We start from the raw sequence: 19,180 nt of genomic DNA on the forward strand, positions 1-19,180 counted from the left end.
ATTTAAGTAAAAGATATTCTTGAGAAGAATCAACTATTGGACGGAGGACATTTTATAATGGCTAGGGATGCAATGAGTGAAGACAAAGCCGTTAAGGCGCGAATGGAGGCTGTATGTCAGGAAATTAGGGAATTTCTCGCTGGAAGCGGGGAGCTTAGGGGAAGAGTTTACCGAAATGTTCTGCAGCATGTTAACAACCCTCAAGCAAGGGAAATTATGGAAAAGGAAGGTTTTTTTGAAACTGAGGGCGGACAGGCGTTCTTAGAATATTTTGAATATATGTACAGAAATTTTCCTAATGAGCTTATTAAACAGCTTCTAAATTTTCCATTAAAATACAGAATTTTTAAAATGATGAATTTTTCGTATGAATTTGTTAAGAGGGATTTTGAAAATAATTTAGAAATGAAGGACAGTCGTATTTTTTTAAAAAACTGTAAATATTTTTTAAATTATTTTGAAAATCTGGCTAATGGGTATATAGAAAATTATTCCCTGTATTCAGATAGTTTTTTGCTAAAGCTGGGGATTACCATAATTATTAGGAATATTAATGTGAAAAATGAGGAAGAAATAAAAAAGCTGGATACCATTTTTATAAACTACATAATGCACAAAATTGATAAATGCGGCATGAACACGATATTTGAAAAGCATCTTGACAGTAATGGATTTAAGGAATATATAAGAAATACTAAAAGGCTGGATATGGGAAGAATCAGAAAATATATGGAAAAAATATTCTTCAGCGTGATAAATGAAAATAATAGAATATCACAAGCCGTTTTCGAGGGAACAGAATTGCTTGTCATGTTTTCAGAAACAGAATTCTCATCAACTAACAATAATTATTACTATCGGAACAAGGTATTCGGAAAATTGGAGAAAAGCTTTAAAAAATATTCGTTTTCTCAGAAACAGAAGCTTTATTTACTTATTAACTATGGGATGAATGCTGTCTTTGACAATTTTGAGCATTCGCAGAAAATGTATGAGCTGTTTTCAGAAACAGTAAAGGAAAGTGCCAAAAATACAATTGAACTTATTAGGGATAATCTCAATGAGGGAAGACTAGGCTATTCATTTTTGCTGCATTTTCTTATAAAGGAAAATTTAATTGGCAAGAGGGAAAAATATGAGCTTTTAGAAAAATCTGAGGACATGATGATTCAGGAACTGAAGGAAATATTTAATTCAAAGGCCTGGAGATGGAATGAAAGGGAATTAGGGAATCTGGAGTTTTTAAGAAGAGACAGGGATGAATGGGGAAATATAAAAGTAACGTGCCTTGGAATAAAAACTGGGCATATCCTTGCCTCAAAGGATAAAATAGTATTTTCACTTTTAAAATATTCCAGAATTTACAGGAATGTCTTCCAGTTTATCGTAAACTGTGTTAGCGATGTTGAGCTGTTCAGCAACATATTTGACAGATTTCATATAGTTTATGGAATAAAGGACTTGCGAGCCATACTTGATGAAATGTGGGATTATAATCTTCCCATCAGCTTCATAAATGAAAAATATTTTGAATATATTGAAAAATCAAGCTGTAACAGCTATAATAATAAAATATGGAGAGAATTTCTTCATGAACATGAGGAAGAGCTGTACAGAACTTTCCGAAAGAATGCGGTTTCGGAAAAAAGCGTGGAAAATTATGTGGAAATTCTTTATATTAAAAATAATACATTTGACTGCAGTCAGCTTCCTATTCTTTTAACAAAGGCAAACCGGCATACTGCACACGAGATTGGGAAAATTTTGAAGGACAGGCAGGAAACAAGGGAAGAAGTTGAAAAGCTGCTGAAAAACGGAACGGAAGAAATTGCATTGGAAACAGCAGGAAGCCTTGTAAGGCACTGGAATAATATACAGGCAAGAAAGGATCTGAAAAATCTGTCAGATCCAAAAGGAATCCTTGAATACGTTGAAAGCCTGTATCTTCCAAAGCATGAAGAAAATGCAGTATTTGGCAGTGAAATTGACTACAGTTCGGTAAAGATGGCTGACGGTAACGGAAAAATTCCTGAAAAACTGCTAAAACTTTATATTTCGGAATATATTTTATCAAATGATATAAAGCTTATAGAAGTCTGCACTAAAATTGAAAAAATTGCCCATAAAGGCGACTTGAGAAAATTTGTAGAAAAAATCTTTGAAAAATGGAAGGAACTTAGATTTAATCCAAAATATAAGAATCTGTTCATTCCAATGATACTGACTGCCAATATGAAACAGCTGAATGGAATATCTGTAATTATTGACATGCTTGTGAGCGAGTACAATAAAGCCGCGGTTGCGGCTTACGCTATAAGGGCACTTTCCCTGCGTGAAGAGGCAAAAGAAACAGGAATACTGATAAAAAGCTTTATTACAAACTACAAGGACAAGAGAATAAAATCAGCCGCATACGAAGCTCTTGCCATGATTGCTGAAAACAAGGGGATAAGCAGGGATGAACTGAATGATATTCTTGTGCCTGATTTTGGATTTCAGATTGACAGGACAAGGATACTTGATTATGGAACAAAAAAAATAAAGATTGAGCTTAGCGTTCTTTCTGATGTCTATGGAATAAATATCTATGATGAGAAGGGGAAAATGTTGAATATGCTTCCAAAAGCAAGTAAAAAAATTGGAGATGTAGAAAGCATAGCTGAAAAATACAGAAGAGAGCTTAAATACATAAAAAAACAGCTAAAGGAAATTGCCGTTTTTCAAGGAAATAATCTTACGAAGGCTCTTTTCATGCAAAGAAAATGGAAAGTGAAAAAATGGATGGAAGTATTCATACATAATCCTGTAATGCAGAAATTTGCAATTCAGCTAGTCTGGGAAGAAGTCGGTCAAGATGATGAATTAATCAGTACTTTCAGATATTCTGGAAATGAAAGTTTTTTAGCTTCTGATGGCACAGAATATGAACTTGACAGCAAAAATTATGTAAAACTTGTTTATTTTCCTGAAATTTCTCAAAAGGAAACAGAAAAATGGGAAGAAAATTTTAGAAAAAATGAAATTGCGCAGCCAATAAGACAGCTGAACATGCCTATTTATAAAATCACAGAAGAAAAACAGGAAAATAAAGAAATTAAAGGTTATAATGTAAAGGAATTTTCTGTAAACATGCTCAGAAAGAAAAGTTCAAATTTAGGTTTTGAAATTAGCTATGGAAATGACGGGGCAGGTTATGGAAGCCATTATTTTGACGAAAAAACTGGAATAAGCATATTAATTATAACAAGTTCATTTCTTTCAGGGGAATATTCAAAAAAACTGAAAATAGAAAAAATATTATTTCTAAAATCTGATATGGAAATATGTCATGAAAAGTCCCTTGAGAGTCAGGAAATAATCCCCATGAAGATAAAAGAAGTTCCAAAAAGGATATTAAGCCTGGCATGTCTTATGGCTGAAATTTTAACCAGCTAGAAATTTTAGAATAAAAATCAAAATAATAAAAATAAGAAGGAGAAAAAACAATGAGTGGAAAGAAAAAAGTAATATTATTTTTAGGAGCAGTTTCATTAATTGCATTCGGAAATTATAAACAATTTACAAAGAATAAGGTACAAATTTCAGCGGAAGGTAAAACTAGCGAACGTGCGACATCATCAGCTGGAAATGGGCAAAATCAAAATTCTCAAAACAAGGAGCCTATGGCTGAGGTAAAATCAGTTCAACAGCCACAACAGCCTGCACCACAGCCACAAAACAAGCCAGCGACCCCAAATACACAAACTGCAGAGGAAAAGAAAGCTGAAACTATCCAAAACTCAAATACGCAAAAAAGCAGTGGCGATTTAAAAATGGATTCAGACGTTAAAGATAAGTTCAAGCTTGATACAGCTAAAAAATAACTTATGATGTGTAAATACGGGTAAACAGGTGAAAATATGATGTATAAAGTTCAAGTGCGTTTTTTATTTCATTCAGATATAAAAATTAAAATACCTGAAAGCTATGATGATTCTGTGTTTGAAAGGTTATTTGGAATTTTAGAAGATGTGAATGAAAAGTATAATTCTTATGCTGAAAATTCGTACATTGATAAAATAAATAAAAATAGTGGGCATTTTGTAAAAGTAAATGATGAAACCATACGTATTTTGAATAAGATTATTCATTTATCAAAAATTATTGGTGGAGAGTATGACATTACAATAATGCCTCTTATAAGACTGTGGGGTTTTTATAAACAAGCCCCCATTTTGCCGTCTTTTGATAAAATAAAAAAAGCGAAAAGGCTTGTAGATTATAAAAAGATAATTATTGATAAAAAGAAAAAGCGGGTAAAAATTGAAAAGAATCAGGAAATTATAACAGGTTCGTTTATAAAGGCGTATGCGATAGAAAAAATGGTTCAGGAAATGAAAAAAATTGGGATAAAGGACGCAATTGTAAATGCTGGCGGGAGCAGTATCATTGCTATTGATGAATGGGGCATTATTGCTGAAAATCCTGAGGAAGAGAAAGAAATATTAAGAAATGTCGATGGAATGCCTGTAAGAATAACAAAGTATGGGTATAATGGAAAAAATGAAGATAATGATTTATTTGAAATAAAAATAAAAAATACAAGTTATTCCACTTCTAATCAGAAAAATACATATCTTTTGATAAATAACGAAAAATGCGGACACATTATAAGTCCCAGAACTGGCTTTCCTTCTCAAAATAAACAAGTCGGAATAATTACAAAAAGTGCTTTTTTTGGTGATATTATTTCAACAGGAATGTATAACCAGACACCTGAAAAATTTTATGAAATTATGGGAAAATTATCTGAAGAAATGGAAATTTCAGGATTTTTGATTAATAAGGCAGGAAAGATATTTTATTTTAATATGGAAGAATATTTTTGTGGAAAATAAAAAAGGAAGAAGGAAATAAAATGGCAAAAGATGTTTTACATGAACTAAGGGATATAAATTCACTAAAATCAAGACGGAATAATGTGGTACTTATATTATTGTGCTTTTTAGTAGGGATTTTTTCAGGAATAATTGTCGGAACATATACGTTGATGTTAAAAAAAATGTCGATTTTCAGGGAATTTTTTACAACAAATCTGGAATTTCATAAAATATTTATTGGAATAGCAGTTTTTATTATTATGGGGTTAGCCATGCAATTTATGCTTGTAAAATATCCATTAATTAGTGGGAGTGGAATCCCTCAGGTTAGTGGACTGCTTACGAAAAAAGTGAAATTTAAATGGTTTGGGGAACTGGTTACAAAATTTGTGGGAGGAATATTAGCGATTGGGGCTGGAATGTCTATGGGACGTGAAGGACCTTCGGTTCATTTAGGGGCTTTGGTTGGCTCTGGAATAAAGGAAATTACAAAACGTTCTGAAGTAGAGGAGAAATATCTCGTAACATGTGGAGCAAGTGCTGGAATTTCTTCAACATTTAATGCGCCGCTAGCAGGAGTCATTTTTTCGCTTGAAGAACTGCATAAATTTTTCTCGCCGTTATTGTTAATTTGTACTCTTGTGGCAAGCGGAACCTCAAATTTTGTTTCAAGAATGATTTTAGGCTCGCAAACTTCCTTTCAATACAATTTTATGCTTCCCAAGGACATACCATATTATATATTTGCTCTTATAACAGTTATTTTCTGCATTATAATTACGATTACTGGAAAAGCATTCAGCTATTTTTTATTGCTTATTCAAAGACATTATAGAAAGATTAAAATTAATAAATATGTAAAAATAGCTCTGTTTATGATAATGGCATACGTTATTGCCGTATATTTTAGTGAAATAACAGGTGGTGGACACGAACTTATTGAGGAAATGTTTGGGAAAGATGTTATTCTAAGGACACTCATTATAATTTTAGCTTTGAAATTCTTTTATACAATGCTTTGCTATGCAACAGGAGCACCTGGCGGGATTTTCTTGCCGATGCTTGTAATAGGAGCTTTAACAGGAAAAGTGTACGGAGGAATATTAAATCAGTATTTTGCAATTCCTAGTGAAGTAATCGTTCATTTTATGCTGCTGGGAATGGCGGCCTATTTTACAGCAGTTGTGAGAGCTCCGATTACTGGAATCACGTTAATTCTTGAAATGACGGGAAATTTTTCGTATCTTTATATGTTAATAATTGTCTGCACAATAACTTATATTTTTACAGAATTGCTTAAAATGGAGCCAATTTACGAGCGGCTTTATTTTAATATGTTTCAGAAGCAGATTTTAGAGGAAGACGAGAAAAAAAGAAGAATGCAGAAACGTTTCAAAAGACTGGAAATTTTGGAAAAATGGTGGAAAAATAAAAAAATTGAAATTGGAATAAAGCCAGACGAAAAAAATATAAAGGATAAAATAGTGACACTTTTAATTCCTGTGGGAGCAAATTCTGAATTTGACAATAAGACAGTTAAAGAACTAAAACTGCCTGAAAATCTTCTTATTGTGAGTGTACGCAAGGCTGGGAAAGATAGCATCGCACGGGGAGATACATTAATTCAGAGCGGAAATCAGCTTGTAATTATTACGGATTATACGACAGCACAGAAGTATGCTGGGGAATTGAAGGAAAAGGGAATGAAAATAGTAGATTAAAAAAATAATATGCTTGAAAAAAGAAAAACAGTGGAATTTTACTTTCACTGTTTTTTTGTATTTGTTATTTGTCAATCTTCCTCCCAGCTTTTAGCTTTCTCAACAGCCTTTTTCCAATGGCTATAATATTTTTCCCTTAAATTGTCAGGTAAGTCTGGTGTAAATTCCTTGTTTAAACGCCAGTTTTTTTTGATTTCTTCTTTATTTTTCCAAAATCCAACGGCAAGTCCAGCCAGATAGGCCGCGCCTAATGCAGTTGTTTCGATAATTTCAGGACGTAAAACTTTTGTATTTAAAATATTGCTTTGAAATTGCATAAGAAAATTGTTTGCTGTTGCACCGCCATCGACTTTTAGAGAATTTATTTCAATGCCTGAATCTTCTTTCATTGCATTTATCAAGTCTTTTGACTGGTAGGCGATAGATTCGAGGGCAGCACGGATTATGTGATTTTTATTCGATCCACGGGTAAGCCCAACGATTGTGCCACGGGCGTACATATCCCAGTATGGCGAACCTAATCCAACAAATGCTGGAACTAAGTAAACGCCACCGTTATCATCAACTTGCTGTGCAAAATATTCTGTATCAGAAGCCTTGTCAAAAAACCTTAATTCGTCACGAAGCCACTGGATAACAGCCCCGCCAATAAAAATACTTCCTTCCAGAGCATATTCCACTTTTCCGTCAATCCCAATGGCAATAGTTGTAAGCAAGCCATTATTTGATTTTATGCACTTGTTCCCAGTATTCATAAGCATAAAGCACCCTGTTCCGTAAGTATTCTTTATATCTCCAATATGAAATCCAGCCTGCCCAAACAGCGCCGCCTGCTGATCTCCAGCGATACCTGAAATTGGAATGGAAGTACCGTTTTCTTCGCCAATTGTAATTCCCATTCTTGTTTTTCCGTAAACTTCGCTTGAGTTTCTAACTTCTGGAAGCATACTTTCTGGAATATTAAGTTCCTTTAAAATTTTTTTATCCCATTCCAAATTTTTTATGTTAAAAAGCATAGTTCTGGAAGCATTTGTAAAATCAGTAACATGAACTTTTCCGCCAGTTAATTTCCACACAAGCCAAGTATCGACCGTTCCAAAAAGCAGTTCCCCGTTTTCAGCTTTTTCCCTTGCACCTTTCACATTGTCAAGAATCCATTTTACTTTTGTCCCTGAAAAATAAGCATCAATTATCAGTCCTGTATTTTCCTTTACATAATCTTCAAGTTCACGGCTTTTCAATTCTTCGCAGATTTCAGCCGTTCGTCTGCATTGCCAGACAATTGCGTTATAAACAGGTTCGCCAGTATTTTTATCCCACACGATTACAGTTTCCCTTTGATTTGTAATTCCGATTGCCGCCACATCCTTTAGGGAAATTCCAGATTGTGCGATAACTTCGGTAAGAACGGAACGCTGACTTGCCCATATTTCCATAGGATTATGCTCAACCCACCCTGGCTGTGGAAAAATCTGCGTAAATTCCTTTTGAGCTTTCTCAATAATGTTAAGATTTTTATCAAAAATAATTGCACGTGAGCTAGTTGTTCCTTGATCTAGAGCTATTATATATTTTTTATCCATAAAAACCTCCTTATAATAAATTATATCTTGAGAAGTTTATTTGTCAAATTTTTAATTTGTAAAATGATGGAATCTGTGATATAATACAAATTATAGTAAAAATTACTAAATTTTTTAAACACAAGGAGGAAAAAATGGACAAAAAGAAAATCAACACAATCGTTGGCTCAATAGGAGCATTTATAGGTATATTTGTATTTATAACATATATTCCTCAAATTATTGCTAATATAGGTGGAGAAAAAGCACAGCCATGGCAACCGCTTACTGCCTCAGTTTCCTGTTTAATATGGGTAATTTACGGATGGACTAAAGAACCAAAAAAAGATTATATTTTAATTGTGCCAAATGCAGCAGGGGTAATATTAGGATTTTTGACTTTTATTACAGCACTTTAATAAAAAATAACTTTAAAAGACTGTGAAAAATCAGTCTTTTTTTCTTTTCCAGATTTATAAAAAAAAATTATTTTTCTTTAATTTTTAGATTATTTAAGGTATAATAAACTGATAAAAATTTAAAATGTGAGGAGAAATATGAAAAATAAAATAAATGTACTTGGATTAGGTCCTGGAAATTTGGACTATACTTTGCCCATTGTATTAAAGGAAATTATGGAATCAGAAATAATAATCGGTGGAAAACGTCATATCGAGAGTCTTGGGAAATATGCTGAAAATAAGGAATATTGTTATATTAATGCTGATTTGCAAAGAGTTTTGGATTTTATTGAGCAAAATAGAGATAAGAAAATGTCATTAATATTGTCTGGAGATACGGGATTTTACAGTATGCTGACATTTATGAGAAAGCATTTTAAGGCTAATGAACTGAATGTGATACCTGGAATATCTTCAGTTCAATATATGTTTGCAAAAGTTTCGAGCTATTGGAATGATGCCTTTGTGTCGAGTGTTCACGGAAGAAACACTGAATATGTGGAAAAATTACGTGAATATGGAAAAATTGGACTTTTGACGGATAAGAAGAATACCCCTCAAAGGATTGCAGAGGAAGTTGTCAAGGCTGGAATGACTGAAGCGACAATATATGTAGGAGAAAATTTATCCTATGAAAATGAAAAAATATGGGAAATGCCAGTAAAGGAAATGATGGAATACGAAAGGGATTTTGAAATGAATGTAGTGCTGGTTTTTTTACAGGATTAAAGGAGTACAGTAAAATTTTAAGGAGGGAAAGTATGGATTTTATAATGCTTTCAGGTAAAAAAAGATTGAAGAAAAGTTTGAAAATAGTATTTGCGGCAATAATATTTTTTATAGTTAGCATATTATCTTTTTCTGAAAAGTCAGAATTTTTAGCAATTGGAAATTTGAAAATTGTAAGGCAGGAGCCGTTAGTTATAAAGAGGGAAGATTTGAATATTACGATTGAAAAAAATAAGACAATAAAGGTTGAAAGTGTTTATACATTTGAGAATGTCGGAAATTATAATGTGAAATCGACGTTTATGTTTTGGCTGGACACAAATATTGAGAAGAGCTTAAAAGAGGATTTTAGTAATAAAAATACGAATAATCGAGGGAAATTTGTAAAAAATATAAAGTTTTTGACAGATTATAAAAAGGCACAAAATTTGAGAGCAGTTATAAAATTTGATGAAAATATTTATGAAAGTCAAGTTACAGATAGTATCCAGCGTGAATGGTTTGCCATTTCAAAGGTTATTCCGTCGATGGAAGAAGGGAAAATCGCTGTTTATTATGATTTAGTAAATACAAAATTTTCAAGAAATAAGGATTTTGTGTACAGTTTTGAGTTAGTTGACAATTTTTTTAACAAAAATAAGGCGGAAATATTGTATGTAAATGTTTATAACAAATCAGATTTAAAAATTGACAGTATAAATTTTAAAGATTATGAATTTAAGAATGTTAGTAAAAATAATACAAAAGAGCATTACGAACTGCTAGAGAGTGGAGTAAATCTGGATGGAAAAATTTCAATAAAATTTAAGTAGGGCAAATGTTGGTAATTTTGCCTGAAATGTAGTAAAATATACACAGATTAATCCAAATATAGAGAGAATCATAAAAATTGAAAAGAGGAAAAAATGAGAATTGTAGCAGGAACATTGAAAAATAGAAGAATAAAATCAAGGGAAGGAAGAGAAACTAGACCTACGCTTGAAAGAATAAAGGAGGCAATTTTCAGTATAATTGGAGAAAAAGTTGTAGATGCAAAATTTCTGGACTTGTATTCAGGAACGGGAAATGTCTCATTTGAAGCACTTAGCCGTGGTGCAAAAAGAGCGATTATGATTGAGGAAGATAAAGAGGCGCTTAGAGTAATTATTGAAAATGTGAATCATCTTGGAGTGGAAGAAAAATGCCGTGCCTACAAAAATGATGTTTTTCGAGCTATAGAAATCCTTTCAAGAAAAAATGAAACATTTGATATAATATTTTTGGATCCGCCTTACAAGGAAAATATTTCAACAAAAACGATTGAAAAAATATCAGAAGAAAATCTTTTGGAGCGAGATGGAATTATAATTTCAGAACATAGTACATATGAAAAAATGGCGGATAAAATAGGTAATTTTGTGAAATACGATGAAAGAGATTACAATAAGAAGGTAGTTAGTTTTTATAGGTTTGAGGATTGAAAAAAATAAAAAATAAAGGAGAAAAATAAAAATGGCAGTGAAAAAACAAAGTTATGAAGAAAATATTGCACAAATTGATGAAATTTTGGAAAAATTGGAAAGTGAGGAATTATCACTAGATGATTCAATTTCTGAATATGAGAAAGCAATTAAACTTATTAAAGATTCCGAGAAATTGCTTGAAGCTGGGGAAGGGAAAGTTATGAAGGTACTTGAAAAAAATGGAAAAGTGGAAATGGAAGAATTTGAATAAAGATTAAAGATAGATTTTTTAAATATAGTCTAATATAAGCTAAACCGTCGGAGAATTTTTCTGTGCTGGCAAAACTGTTTGAGCATAGCGAGTTTTTTGTCAGTGCAGAAAAATGTCGTAGACTAGCCATAGGTTGTAGGATTTGCGGCAATGAGCAATCCTACGAAACAAAAAAAACATAGTAATTAGTTGAATAATTATGAAATAGTTAGTATAAAAATTTATTCCTATTTTCAAAAGGAGTTTAGTATTAGTTTTTAAGTAAAATAAAAATTTGAGTGACGGGGGATAAAATGTTACGGGAATATTTGGAAGAAAAAAAGAAGATTGTGGAAGGCAGTCTGATAGAATTGCTTGCAAATTACAGAAATAAATATCCTGAAAAATTGGCGGAAGCAATGGAATATGCAGTTATGAACGGAGGAAAGCGAATACGTCCTGTTTTGATGTATATGATTTGTAATTTATTTGAAAAGAATAATTATGAAAGTTATGATAAAGTCAGAGAAATTGCCGTTGCACTTGAGTTTATACATTGTTATTCACTCGTTCACGATGATTTGCCGGCGATGGACAATGATGATTACAGACGTGGTAAACTTACAGTTCATAAAAAATACAATGAAGCAATCGGGATTCTTGTGGGAGATGTTCTTTTGACAGAAGCCTTCGGAATAATTGCAAATTCTAAAAGTTTAGGAGATAAAAATAAGGTTGAAATTATTTCAAAATTATCTGAATATGCAGGATTTTTTGGAATGGTTGGAGGGCAGTTTATAGATATGGAGTCTGAAAATAAGAAAGTGGAAATTGACACATTAAAGTATATTCACGCACATAAAACTGGGAAATTGCTAACTGCTGCAATAGAATTGCCGATGATTGCTTTGGATATTGAAGATGAAAAGCGTGAAAAAATGGTGGAATATTCAAAATTATTGGGAATTGCCTTTCAGATTAAGGATGATATTTTGGATATTGAAGGGAATTTTGAGGAAATTGGTAAAAAATCGAATGATGCTCAAAATGAAAAGACGACCTATCCTAGTATTTTTGGACTTGAGAAAAGCAAAAAATTACTTCAGGAATATTTGAAAAAAGCAAAAAAGATTATTGAAGATGAGTTTGAAAACAATCAATTGTTTTTGGAATTAACTGATTATTTTGGGAATAGAAAAAAATAAGAAGACTGTAAAAAGAAAGCGAGATATTATGAAGATAAAAAAATTAGTGATGACAGTACTGGTGTTATTATTTGTGCAGATGTGCGGACCTGAGCCTAAATTGGACTATAATGTTACAAAAAGTGAAAGTTACAAAATTTCTGAGAAAAAAATGAAAAAGAATTCTTTAGAAGTAAAAAAAGGGTTTGAAGCTGATAATGAGAAATTTGAAAAAAAAGTAAAAGAATCTGCTAAAAGTTTTATAGAAAATATGGTGGCAAAACAATCTATAAGTGGAAATGAAACTTTTGCCGATCAGGCAATGAAACAAATGGCAGTTAATATGATAGAAAAAGGTATCGAGTATCAGAAAAATAAAATAGAAGAAATTAGGTTTTTTAACGATGAAGAAGCGGAGATTACTCAAAAAGTAAAAGTTTTTAGCAACAACAATGGCAGTTTTGCAAAACTTCAAAATGAATATGAGCTTTTTAAACGTGTTGCAGAAAAATTGCGATATAAAGATACGGAAGATATGATGTCCCAAATGGAGAAAATGGATAGAAAAGAAGTTTTTTCTAAACTTATGAAGGGTATAAGCGAAGTTATTGAAGATGAATTTAAAAAAGAGGAAAATTATACAGAGATGACTACAACTGTAAGTGTACGTAAAGTAAATAATACTTGGCATATAAAAAATCTGGATGAACAAATTAAAGCAGTGGATGTATTATTTTCAAGTTTAGCTAACAGTATGTAAAAAATATAGAAGGATAGATAATTATGTTTATAGAAAAGGAAAATTATTTTTATATTGAAGAGTTTGAAAAATACGGTATTACAGCAGTTTATACAAAAAAAATTGCTGGAAATATGTCTGATTACTGTCCAATTGAAAATCAGGAAGAAGGAATACAAAAAAAAAATCGTGAAAAGTTATTAGAAGACTTGAATTTAACAGATAAACAGGAAGTAATGGCTTTTCAGACACATTCTAACAATGTAAAAATTATTGATGAGGATACAACGAAATATTATTATGAAAAAGAAGAAGATATTGATGGATTTCTGACAAAAAGGAAAGACATTGCTATTTTTACATTTTATGCGGATTGTTTGCCGATTTTTGTATATGATAAGGAAAATCAGGTTATAGGAGCGTGGCATTCAGGATGGCCAGGGACGTTTAAGGAAATGATGAAATCAGGGCTTTTGGAAATGCAAAAACATTATGGGACGCAAGTAGAGAATGTGATAATGGCGTTAGGAATTGGGATTGGGCAGAAAGATTATGAAGTTGGAAATGAATTTTATGATAAGTTTGTGGAAAAATTTTGGAAAAATGATAAGGAAATTGTAAAAAAATCATTCTGGCTTAATGAGAAAACAGGAAAATATCATTTTGACAATACAAAATTTAATGAACTTATGGCACTCAAACTTGGGATAAAACAGGAAAATTTGATTGTAGCAAATGAAAGCACATTTGATAAAAAATTTCATTCTTATAGAAAGGAGGGAAAAAATGCTGGAAGGGCTACAGCAATGATTAGTTTTAAATAAATAAAAAATATATTTTAAGAAAGGAAAGGAAAAATTATGAAAAAGATTTTAACATTAGCATTTTTAGTGATTGGAGCGACAACATTTTCTGCTGGCTGTGACTGGTTTAAAGGGAATACAAAATATGCAGATAAAATGGTGGAACTTGTAAAGAAAGAGGGATTGACAAGCAAGGTTTATTGTGATATGGACCAAAAAAAAATGGTTTATGAAACTTTGTATAACAAGACTAATGAAAAATATATAGAAATAGGATTAAGTTACAACAAGAACAAGAAAAATGATCTTACTTATGCAGATATTCTAAATTCTTTTGCGGAATTTGAAAAAGACATAGATAAATTATACCCTTGGACAAATTTAACAAAACCAGAGTATCAAAATGCTCCAAGATACTATAATTACAGAATGTACATATATAGTCCTGAAAGTCAAAATGAATACATGGCTTTCCTAGTTACCTATGATACATCTAATGGAACTTGGAAGAAATATTATAATAATGGATTTTGGAAAGGAAAAGATGAAGTTGAGAAAGAAATAATAGACCTAATGAAAAAAAAGGGATTAAAAGAAACAGATAATATAATTTATTAAAAAAGTAATTTTTAAATAAATAGTTTATATAAAAGTTACGCAATAATGAACATAGGAGATAGTAATGAATTTTTTAATAAAAATATGGATTGCATTTATTTTGGACTTGATTTTTGGAGATCCAGAGAAAATTACACATCCAGTCCAGATTATTGGTAAAATGATTACATTTTTAGAGAAAAAATTATACGGGAAAAAAGGTAGCTTTATTGGTGGAACAGTTTTAGGTATTTTAGTGGTTGCAAGTACATTTTTAGTAATGTATGGATTTGTGAAATTGACAAAAATTGTAAAAGTTTTGGAAATTTTGGAAATTTATTTGATGTATACAGTATTTTCAGTAAAATCACTGGCTCGTGAAGGGAAAAGAGTTTATAAGATTTTAAAATTAGGAAACTTGAAAGTCGCAAGAGAAAAATTGTCTTATTTGGTTTCAAGAGATACTGAAAAGATGGATAAAGTTATGATTATTAGAAGCACAATGGAAACTATTTCCGAAAATATGGTGGATGGTGTGATTGCACCGATGTTTTATATGTTTGTGGGTGGACTTCCGCTTGCAATGGCTTATAAAGCGATAAATACCCTTGATTCAATGCTTGGATATAAAAATGAGAAATATGCAAAATTTGGTACATTTTCGGCAAAATTAGACGATGTGGTAAACTTTATTCCAGCTAGAATTTCTGGGATTTTTATAACAGCAGCAAGCTATATTTTGAGATACAATTACAAAAATGCATGGAAAATATTTAAAAGAGATAGAAAAAATCACGCAAGTCCAAATTCAGGACATTCAGAAAGTGCAGTAGCGGGAGCTTTAGGAGTACAATTTGGAGGAAAAGTTTCGTATTTTGGAAAAGAAGTTGAAAAGCCGACAATAGGAGACAAGATAAAGGAATTTAGGTTAGAAGATATTAAAAAAAATATATTATTGATGTATGTTACAAGTTTTGTAGCGATATTCTGTTTTTCTATAATGCATTTGATTATAAATGGCATGTTTAATGGTGTTCTTAATTCAATTGCATATTTTGTGACATATTTTTTTGTAAATATGCTATTATAATAATTAAAAAGCCTGTCCGATTCTTAATGACCTTAAGAACTGGTACAGGCTAATTAAATATATAAATTATTTAGGTGATACTAAAATTTTAACTTGGCTCTTTTCTTTTACAAGAGCTTCAAATCCTTCAGTTACAATATCTTCTAATTTAATTCTTTTTGTTACTAATAAATCTTTTGAGAAATATCCTTGTTTCATCAGTTCCAATGTTTTAGGGAACACATCACGATATGCAATAACCCCTTTTATCGTTCTTTCTTGAATTACCACTTCGTTAGGCTGGATAGGGGCCTCTGTTTCCCAGATGCTCACAACCATAAGCTCTCCATCTTTCTCAGCGGCTTCAAGAGATTGCTGCAATACTGCTGGAACTCCTGTAACTTCGTATGAAACATTTACTCCTCCATTTGTTTTTTCTTTTATGTACTCAACAGAGTTTACTTTCGTAGGATCGACGATTATTGCACCTAATTTTTTGGCAATTTCCTGTCTTTCAGGCGAAACTTCCACGGCATAGATTTCTGTTGCGCCAGAAGCTCTTAATGCATCAATTATAAGAAGTCCGATTGGACCGCATCCAAATACTGCTGCAGTATCGCCAGTATTAAATCTGCTTTGTCTAACTGCATAAACGGCTACAGCTGCAGGTTCTGTCAATGCTCCCTGTTCATAGTCGATTTCATCAGGAAGTTTGTGAGCCTGATCTTCATTTACAACTACAAATTCAGAGAAACCTCCGCCTCCACCTGCAAGTCCAATAAAGTTCAAATTAGGATCCAAATTATATTTTCCAATTAGCCCATTTTTTGCTAGAATCGGCTCAACTGTAACTCTGTCTCCAACTTTAAATTTTGTAATTCCGCTTCCTATTTCCACAACTTCTCCGCAAAATTCGTGTCCCATTGTAATTGGGGCTTTTTCTCCAGTATATGGATGTGGGTTATCGGCTGGAATAAAAATAGGACCTCCTAGATATTCATGTAAATCGCTCCCACAGATTCCTGCATATTTTACTGCAATCTTAATCTGATTTTCTTTTGTAATTTCTGGAACTTCTACCTCTTCAACTCTTACGTCTTTTCTATTATGCCATCTAGCGGCTTTCATTACTGCCATTTTTTATTTCCTCCTAATTTATTAATATTTTATTTCCGTACTATAATAGTATACCCTGTTTTTCTTTAAAAGCAATATCTATTTATAAAAAAACATGGCAGGAAAACCAAAGTTATGTGTCATTTAGTTTTTTAGCCATGTTCAGTATTATATTTGTCAATTATATATCAAGCTTAACTCTTTCAATCTGAGCGCCGACAGTATTCAGTTTTAATTCCAATTTATCGTATCCTCTGTCAATATGGTAAACTCTGTTTACAATTGTTTCGCCATCAGCCGCCAGTGCCGCAAGAACCAGCGCTGCTCCCGCTCTTAAGTCAGAAGACATCACTTCTGCACCTGTTAGAGGAAGTCCCCCGTTTATAAAGGCAATACCATGTTTTATAGTAATATCTGCTCCCATTCTGTTAAATTCAGGCACGTGCATAAATCTGTTTTCAAATACAGTTTCTTCCATTGAGCTTCCTCCGTTTACAAGGGCTTGCAGCAGCATCATCTGAGGCTGCATGTCTGTTGGGAATCCTGGATGCGGCAAAGTTTTTATCTTTGATGGTTTCAAATCTTTTACTTTTCCTATTACAGCCAAAATATCTCCATCCTGTTCAAACTTTGCTCCCATTGCTTCCAGTTCTGATTTGAATACTCCGAGGTCTTCAAGTCTTGCATCCTGTATTTTTAAATCTCCTTCTGTAACTAATGAAGCTATCACATAAGTTCCTGCTTCAATTCTATCTGGCATAATCGAATATTCCACAGCGTGAAGCTCTTCAACTCCTTCAATTTCAATATTTGGTGTTCCTAGTCCTGTAATTTTTGCTCCCATTTTGTTTAAAAAGTTTCCTAAGTCAACAATTTCAGGCTCTCTTGCAGCATTTGAAATAATAGTTTTTCCAGGAGTTTTTACTGCCGCCATCATAATGTTCTGAGTAGCTCCTACGCTTGGAAAGCCTAATGGAATTTCGGCTCCTTTTAATTTATCGGCTTTTGCATGCACATATCCATGAACTCTTGTAATATCTGCTCCCAGCAGTTCAAATCCTTTTAGATGCAAGTCAACAGGTCTCGAACCAATTGCACATCCTCCAGGCAGTGAAACAACTGCTTCATCCAGATTTGCAATCATTGGTCCCATTACTAAGAATGATGCTCTCATCTGCTTTACAATTTCGTAGCTTGCTTCTGTCCTTTTAAATCCGTTATTTACAATTTTATAAGTATTGTCGTCTAATTTCTCAGTTTCCATTCCCAAATCTTCCAGCAGTCTCATTGTTACTCTGATGTCACGTAAATTTGGCACATTTCGTAAAATGTATTCTCCTCTTGCAACAAGTGTCGCTATAATTATCGGAAGTGCTGCATTTTTAGCTCCACTTACCTTAATAACACCATTTAATGGTGTTTTTCCTTTTATTCTAAATCCATCAACCACGTTTTTTTCCTCCTAATTTTTGACATATCGGACATTTTGAGCCAAATAGCTTGTCCATGAACGTTAATTCTTTATAATTTTTAGCATATTCAGGCATTTCATTTTTTATTATATTTAAATGAAAATTACAAACTGCACTTTCCATAGCTTCATAATACACATCTGGCAAGTGCTTCAAATGGCATTTCTCCAGTTTGGAAGTTACAATAATCTCGTCTCCAGCTTCATGGATAATTGCATCCTTTGCAACGACAACAAGTGCTATTTCCCCCATGGACGCGAGATTATCTATCATTTTATACGGTATTTTCTTTTGCTTTGCTATTTCAATATATTTTTTTATATTATTAAAATCTACATGACGGGAAATAACCATTTTGGCTGCATCTTTATTTTCTAAAGCCTTCTCTATCTCATAATAAATCCCTTTTTCCTTTATTTCCTCAAATGTAAGAGCCTTTATAATTCTTTCTTTGTATTCCCCAAGAAACAGATTTTTTTCAACTTGGGCATTTACAGCTCTATCTGTCGCCTCTTCTACAGATTTCATAACATCTGCTTCATTGTTGCAGTTATTAACGCCAGTTCTCATTTCATTTCTCCAATTCATATAAATATTCAGCTTATCTTTAAATTTAGTGTTTAAAATTTATCGTATTTTCTCATTATACTACTTTTTTTAACATTTCTCAACTGTTTTTTAGAACTTTTAACCAATTTTAGTATTCAGTTAATTTTTCATATTTATATAATTAAGAAAATGTAGATATATAGCTAAAAAACTAGCATGGAAAGAACAAATACAGCTTTAAATAGAATAAATATATTTATGAACTTGGTTATTTTGGGTATTTCTTCACGTCCTTCATCCTTCCGGATTGAAAAAAATAGGCATGCAAACAGTGCGGTATATAAAATTGCTCCTATTAACGAAACGTTTGCAGTAAAAAGATAAATTACTTCAAGAAGAAGAAAGGCGTATATCTTAAAAGTTGTTCTTTTACTTGTAAAGAACATGTTTATTAGACTGTAGTTTGCGTACATGTAGAGCAGAATCATCATAATAATTCCGAAGTATGGAGTTATTATGTCCATCTTCTTTATAATGAAGATGATAAAGTATGCTGCGATTGTGAATAGCAATACTCTTAGTTTTTCATCGCTATGTTTTCCTGTTTCACGTTTTTCTCTCATTTTT

Annotated in this window: 19 protein-coding genes; 14 read left to right on the top strand and 5 right to left on the bottom strand. The window is 32.2% G+C overall.

Annotated features, from left to right (window positions below):
* The first annotated feature begins 57 nt into the window (after window positions 1-57).
* The 4 genes from FVE77_RS03020 to FVE77_RS03035 are packed head-to-tail and all read left to right on the top strand — an operon-like array spanning window position 58 to window position 6,580.
* Entirely contained in the window at window positions 58-3,435 is a 3,378-nt protein-coding gene (locus FVE77_RS03020; RefSeq protein WP_026745595.1) for a DUF4132 domain-containing protein, read from the top strand.
* A 50-nt stretch (window positions 3,436-3,485) separates the two neighbouring features.
* On the top strand, window positions 3,486-3,863 hold the full coding sequence (locus tag FVE77_RS03025) for a hypothetical protein (RefSeq protein WP_006804901.1): 378 nt from the start codon (window positions 3,486-3,488) through the stop codon (window positions 3,861-3,863).
* A 36-nt stretch (window positions 3,864-3,899) separates the two neighbouring features.
* Complete coding sequence (locus tag FVE77_RS03030) at window positions 3,900-4,877, top strand: FAD:protein FMN transferase (RefSeq protein WP_006804900.1); 978 nt, start codon at window positions 3,900-3,902, stop codon at window positions 4,875-4,877.
* Window positions 4,865-6,580 (top strand): ClC family H(+)/Cl(-) exchange transporter, encoded by a 1,716-nt coding sequence (locus FVE77_RS03035; protein WP_232052950.1) that lies wholly within the window; start codon window positions 4,865-4,867, stop codon window positions 6,578-6,580. Before FVE77_RS03030 ends, FVE77_RS03035 begins: the two co-directional genes overlap by 13 nt.
* A 71-nt stretch (window positions 6,581-6,651) precedes the next feature.
* On the opposite strand, the gene glpK is transcribed toward FVE77_RS03035, so the two are convergent.
* Complete coding sequence (gene glpK, locus FVE77_RS03040) at window positions 6,652-8,163, bottom strand: glycerol kinase GlpK (protein WP_006804897.1); 1,512 nt, start codon at window positions 8,161-8,163, stop codon at window positions 6,652-6,654.
* Window positions 8,164-8,297: 134 nt separating this feature from the next.
* Between glpK and FVE77_RS03045 the strand changes: the two genes are divergently transcribed.
* The 10 genes from FVE77_RS03045 to cbiB all read left to right on the top strand — a co-directional run bounded on the left by FVE77_RS03045 (window position 8,298) and on the right by cbiB (window position 15,437).
* Window positions 8,298-8,561, top strand: a complete 264-nt coding sequence (locus tag FVE77_RS03045) for a SemiSWEET family transporter (protein WP_006804896.1) — start codon at window positions 8,298-8,300, stop codon at window positions 8,559-8,561.
* Window positions 8,562-8,699: 138 nt separating this feature from the next.
* Entirely contained in the window at window positions 8,700-9,332 is a 633-nt protein-coding gene (gene cbiE, locus FVE77_RS03050) for a precorrin-6y C5,15-methyltransferase (decarboxylating) subunit CbiE (RefSeq protein ID WP_006804895.1), read from the top strand.
* A 32-nt stretch (window positions 9,333-9,364) separates the two neighbouring features.
* Entirely contained in the window at window positions 9,365-10,144 is a 780-nt protein-coding gene (locus tag FVE77_RS03055) for a hypothetical protein (RefSeq protein WP_026745597.1), read from the top strand.
* A 93-nt stretch (window positions 10,145-10,237) separates the two neighbouring features.
* The gene (rsmD, locus tag FVE77_RS03060; RefSeq protein ID WP_026745598.1) at window positions 10,238-10,792 is read left to right on the top strand and encodes a 16S rRNA (guanine(966)-N(2))-methyltransferase RsmD; all 555 of its coding nucleotides are present in this window, start codon (window positions 10,238-10,240) and stop codon (window positions 10,790-10,792) included.
* 31 nt (window positions 10,793-10,823) lie between these two features.
* Window positions 10,824-11,045 carry an exodeoxyribonuclease VII small subunit gene (gene xseB / locus FVE77_RS03065; protein ID WP_018451160.1) on the top strand — a complete coding sequence of 74 codons (222 nt, stop codon included), beginning with the start codon at window positions 10,824-10,826 and terminating at the stop codon, window positions 11,043-11,045.
* A gap of 293 nt (window positions 11,046-11,338) precedes the next feature.
* Window positions 11,339-12,229: a polyprenyl synthetase family protein gene (locus FVE77_RS03070; RefSeq protein ID WP_026745600.1), complete on the top strand. Its 891-nt coding sequence runs from the start codon at window positions 11,339-11,341 to the stop codon at window positions 12,227-12,229.
* Window positions 12,230-12,257: 28 nt separating this feature from the next.
* Window positions 12,258-12,968, top strand: a complete 711-nt coding sequence (locus tag FVE77_RS03075; protein WP_146967806.1) for a hypothetical protein — start codon at window positions 12,258-12,260, stop codon at window positions 12,966-12,968.
* A gap of 23 nt (window positions 12,969-12,991) precedes the next feature.
* Window positions 12,992-13,771 carry a polyphenol oxidase family protein gene (locus FVE77_RS03080; RefSeq protein ID WP_026745602.1) on the top strand — a complete coding sequence of 260 codons (780 nt, stop codon included), beginning with the start codon at window positions 12,992-12,994 and terminating at the stop codon, window positions 13,769-13,771.
* A gap of 36 nt (window positions 13,772-13,807) precedes the next feature.
* A complete protein-coding gene (locus FVE77_RS03085; protein WP_026745603.1) occupies window positions 13,808-14,368 on the top strand; it encodes a hypothetical protein in 561 nt (186 codons plus the stop codon).
* Window positions 14,369-14,432: 64 nt separating this feature from the next.
* Window positions 14,433-15,437 (top strand): adenosylcobinamide-phosphate synthase CbiB, encoded by a 1,005-nt coding sequence (gene cbiB, locus FVE77_RS03090; RefSeq protein ID WP_006804880.1) that lies wholly within the window; start codon window positions 14,433-14,435, stop codon window positions 15,435-15,437.
* A 66-nt stretch (window positions 15,438-15,503) separates the two neighbouring features.
* On the opposite strand, the gene FVE77_RS03095 is transcribed toward cbiB, so the two are convergent.
* The 4 genes from FVE77_RS03095 to FVE77_RS03110 form a co-directional block, all read right to left on the bottom strand.
* Window positions 15,504-16,553 (bottom strand): 2,3-butanediol dehydrogenase, encoded by a 1,050-nt coding sequence (locus tag FVE77_RS03095; RefSeq protein ID WP_081690282.1) that lies wholly within the window; start codon window positions 16,551-16,553, stop codon window positions 15,504-15,506.
* 160 nt (window positions 16,554-16,713) lie between these two features.
* Window positions 16,714-17,982: a UDP-N-acetylglucosamine 1-carboxyvinyltransferase gene (murA, locus tag FVE77_RS03100; RefSeq protein ID WP_026745605.1), complete on the bottom strand. Its 1,269-nt coding sequence runs from the start codon at window positions 17,980-17,982 to the stop codon at window positions 16,714-16,716.
* Window positions 17,975-18,592: a DUF1694 domain-containing protein gene (locus tag FVE77_RS03105; protein ID WP_006804877.1), complete on the bottom strand. Its 618-nt coding sequence runs from the start codon at window positions 18,590-18,592 to the stop codon at window positions 17,975-17,977. Before FVE77_RS03105 ends, murA begins: the two co-directional genes overlap by 8 nt.
* 164 nt (window positions 18,593-18,756) lie before the next feature.
* Complete coding sequence (locus FVE77_RS03110; RefSeq protein WP_026745607.1) at window positions 18,757-19,176, bottom strand: hypothetical protein; 420 nt, start codon at window positions 19,174-19,176, stop codon at window positions 18,757-18,759.
* Between the last annotated feature and the right edge of the window lie 4 nt (window positions 19,177-19,180).

The organism is Leptotrichia hofstadii, assembly GCF_007990525.1.
Lineage (GTDB): Bacteria > Fusobacteriota > Fusobacteriia > Fusobacteriales > Leptotrichiaceae > Leptotrichia > Leptotrichia hofstadii.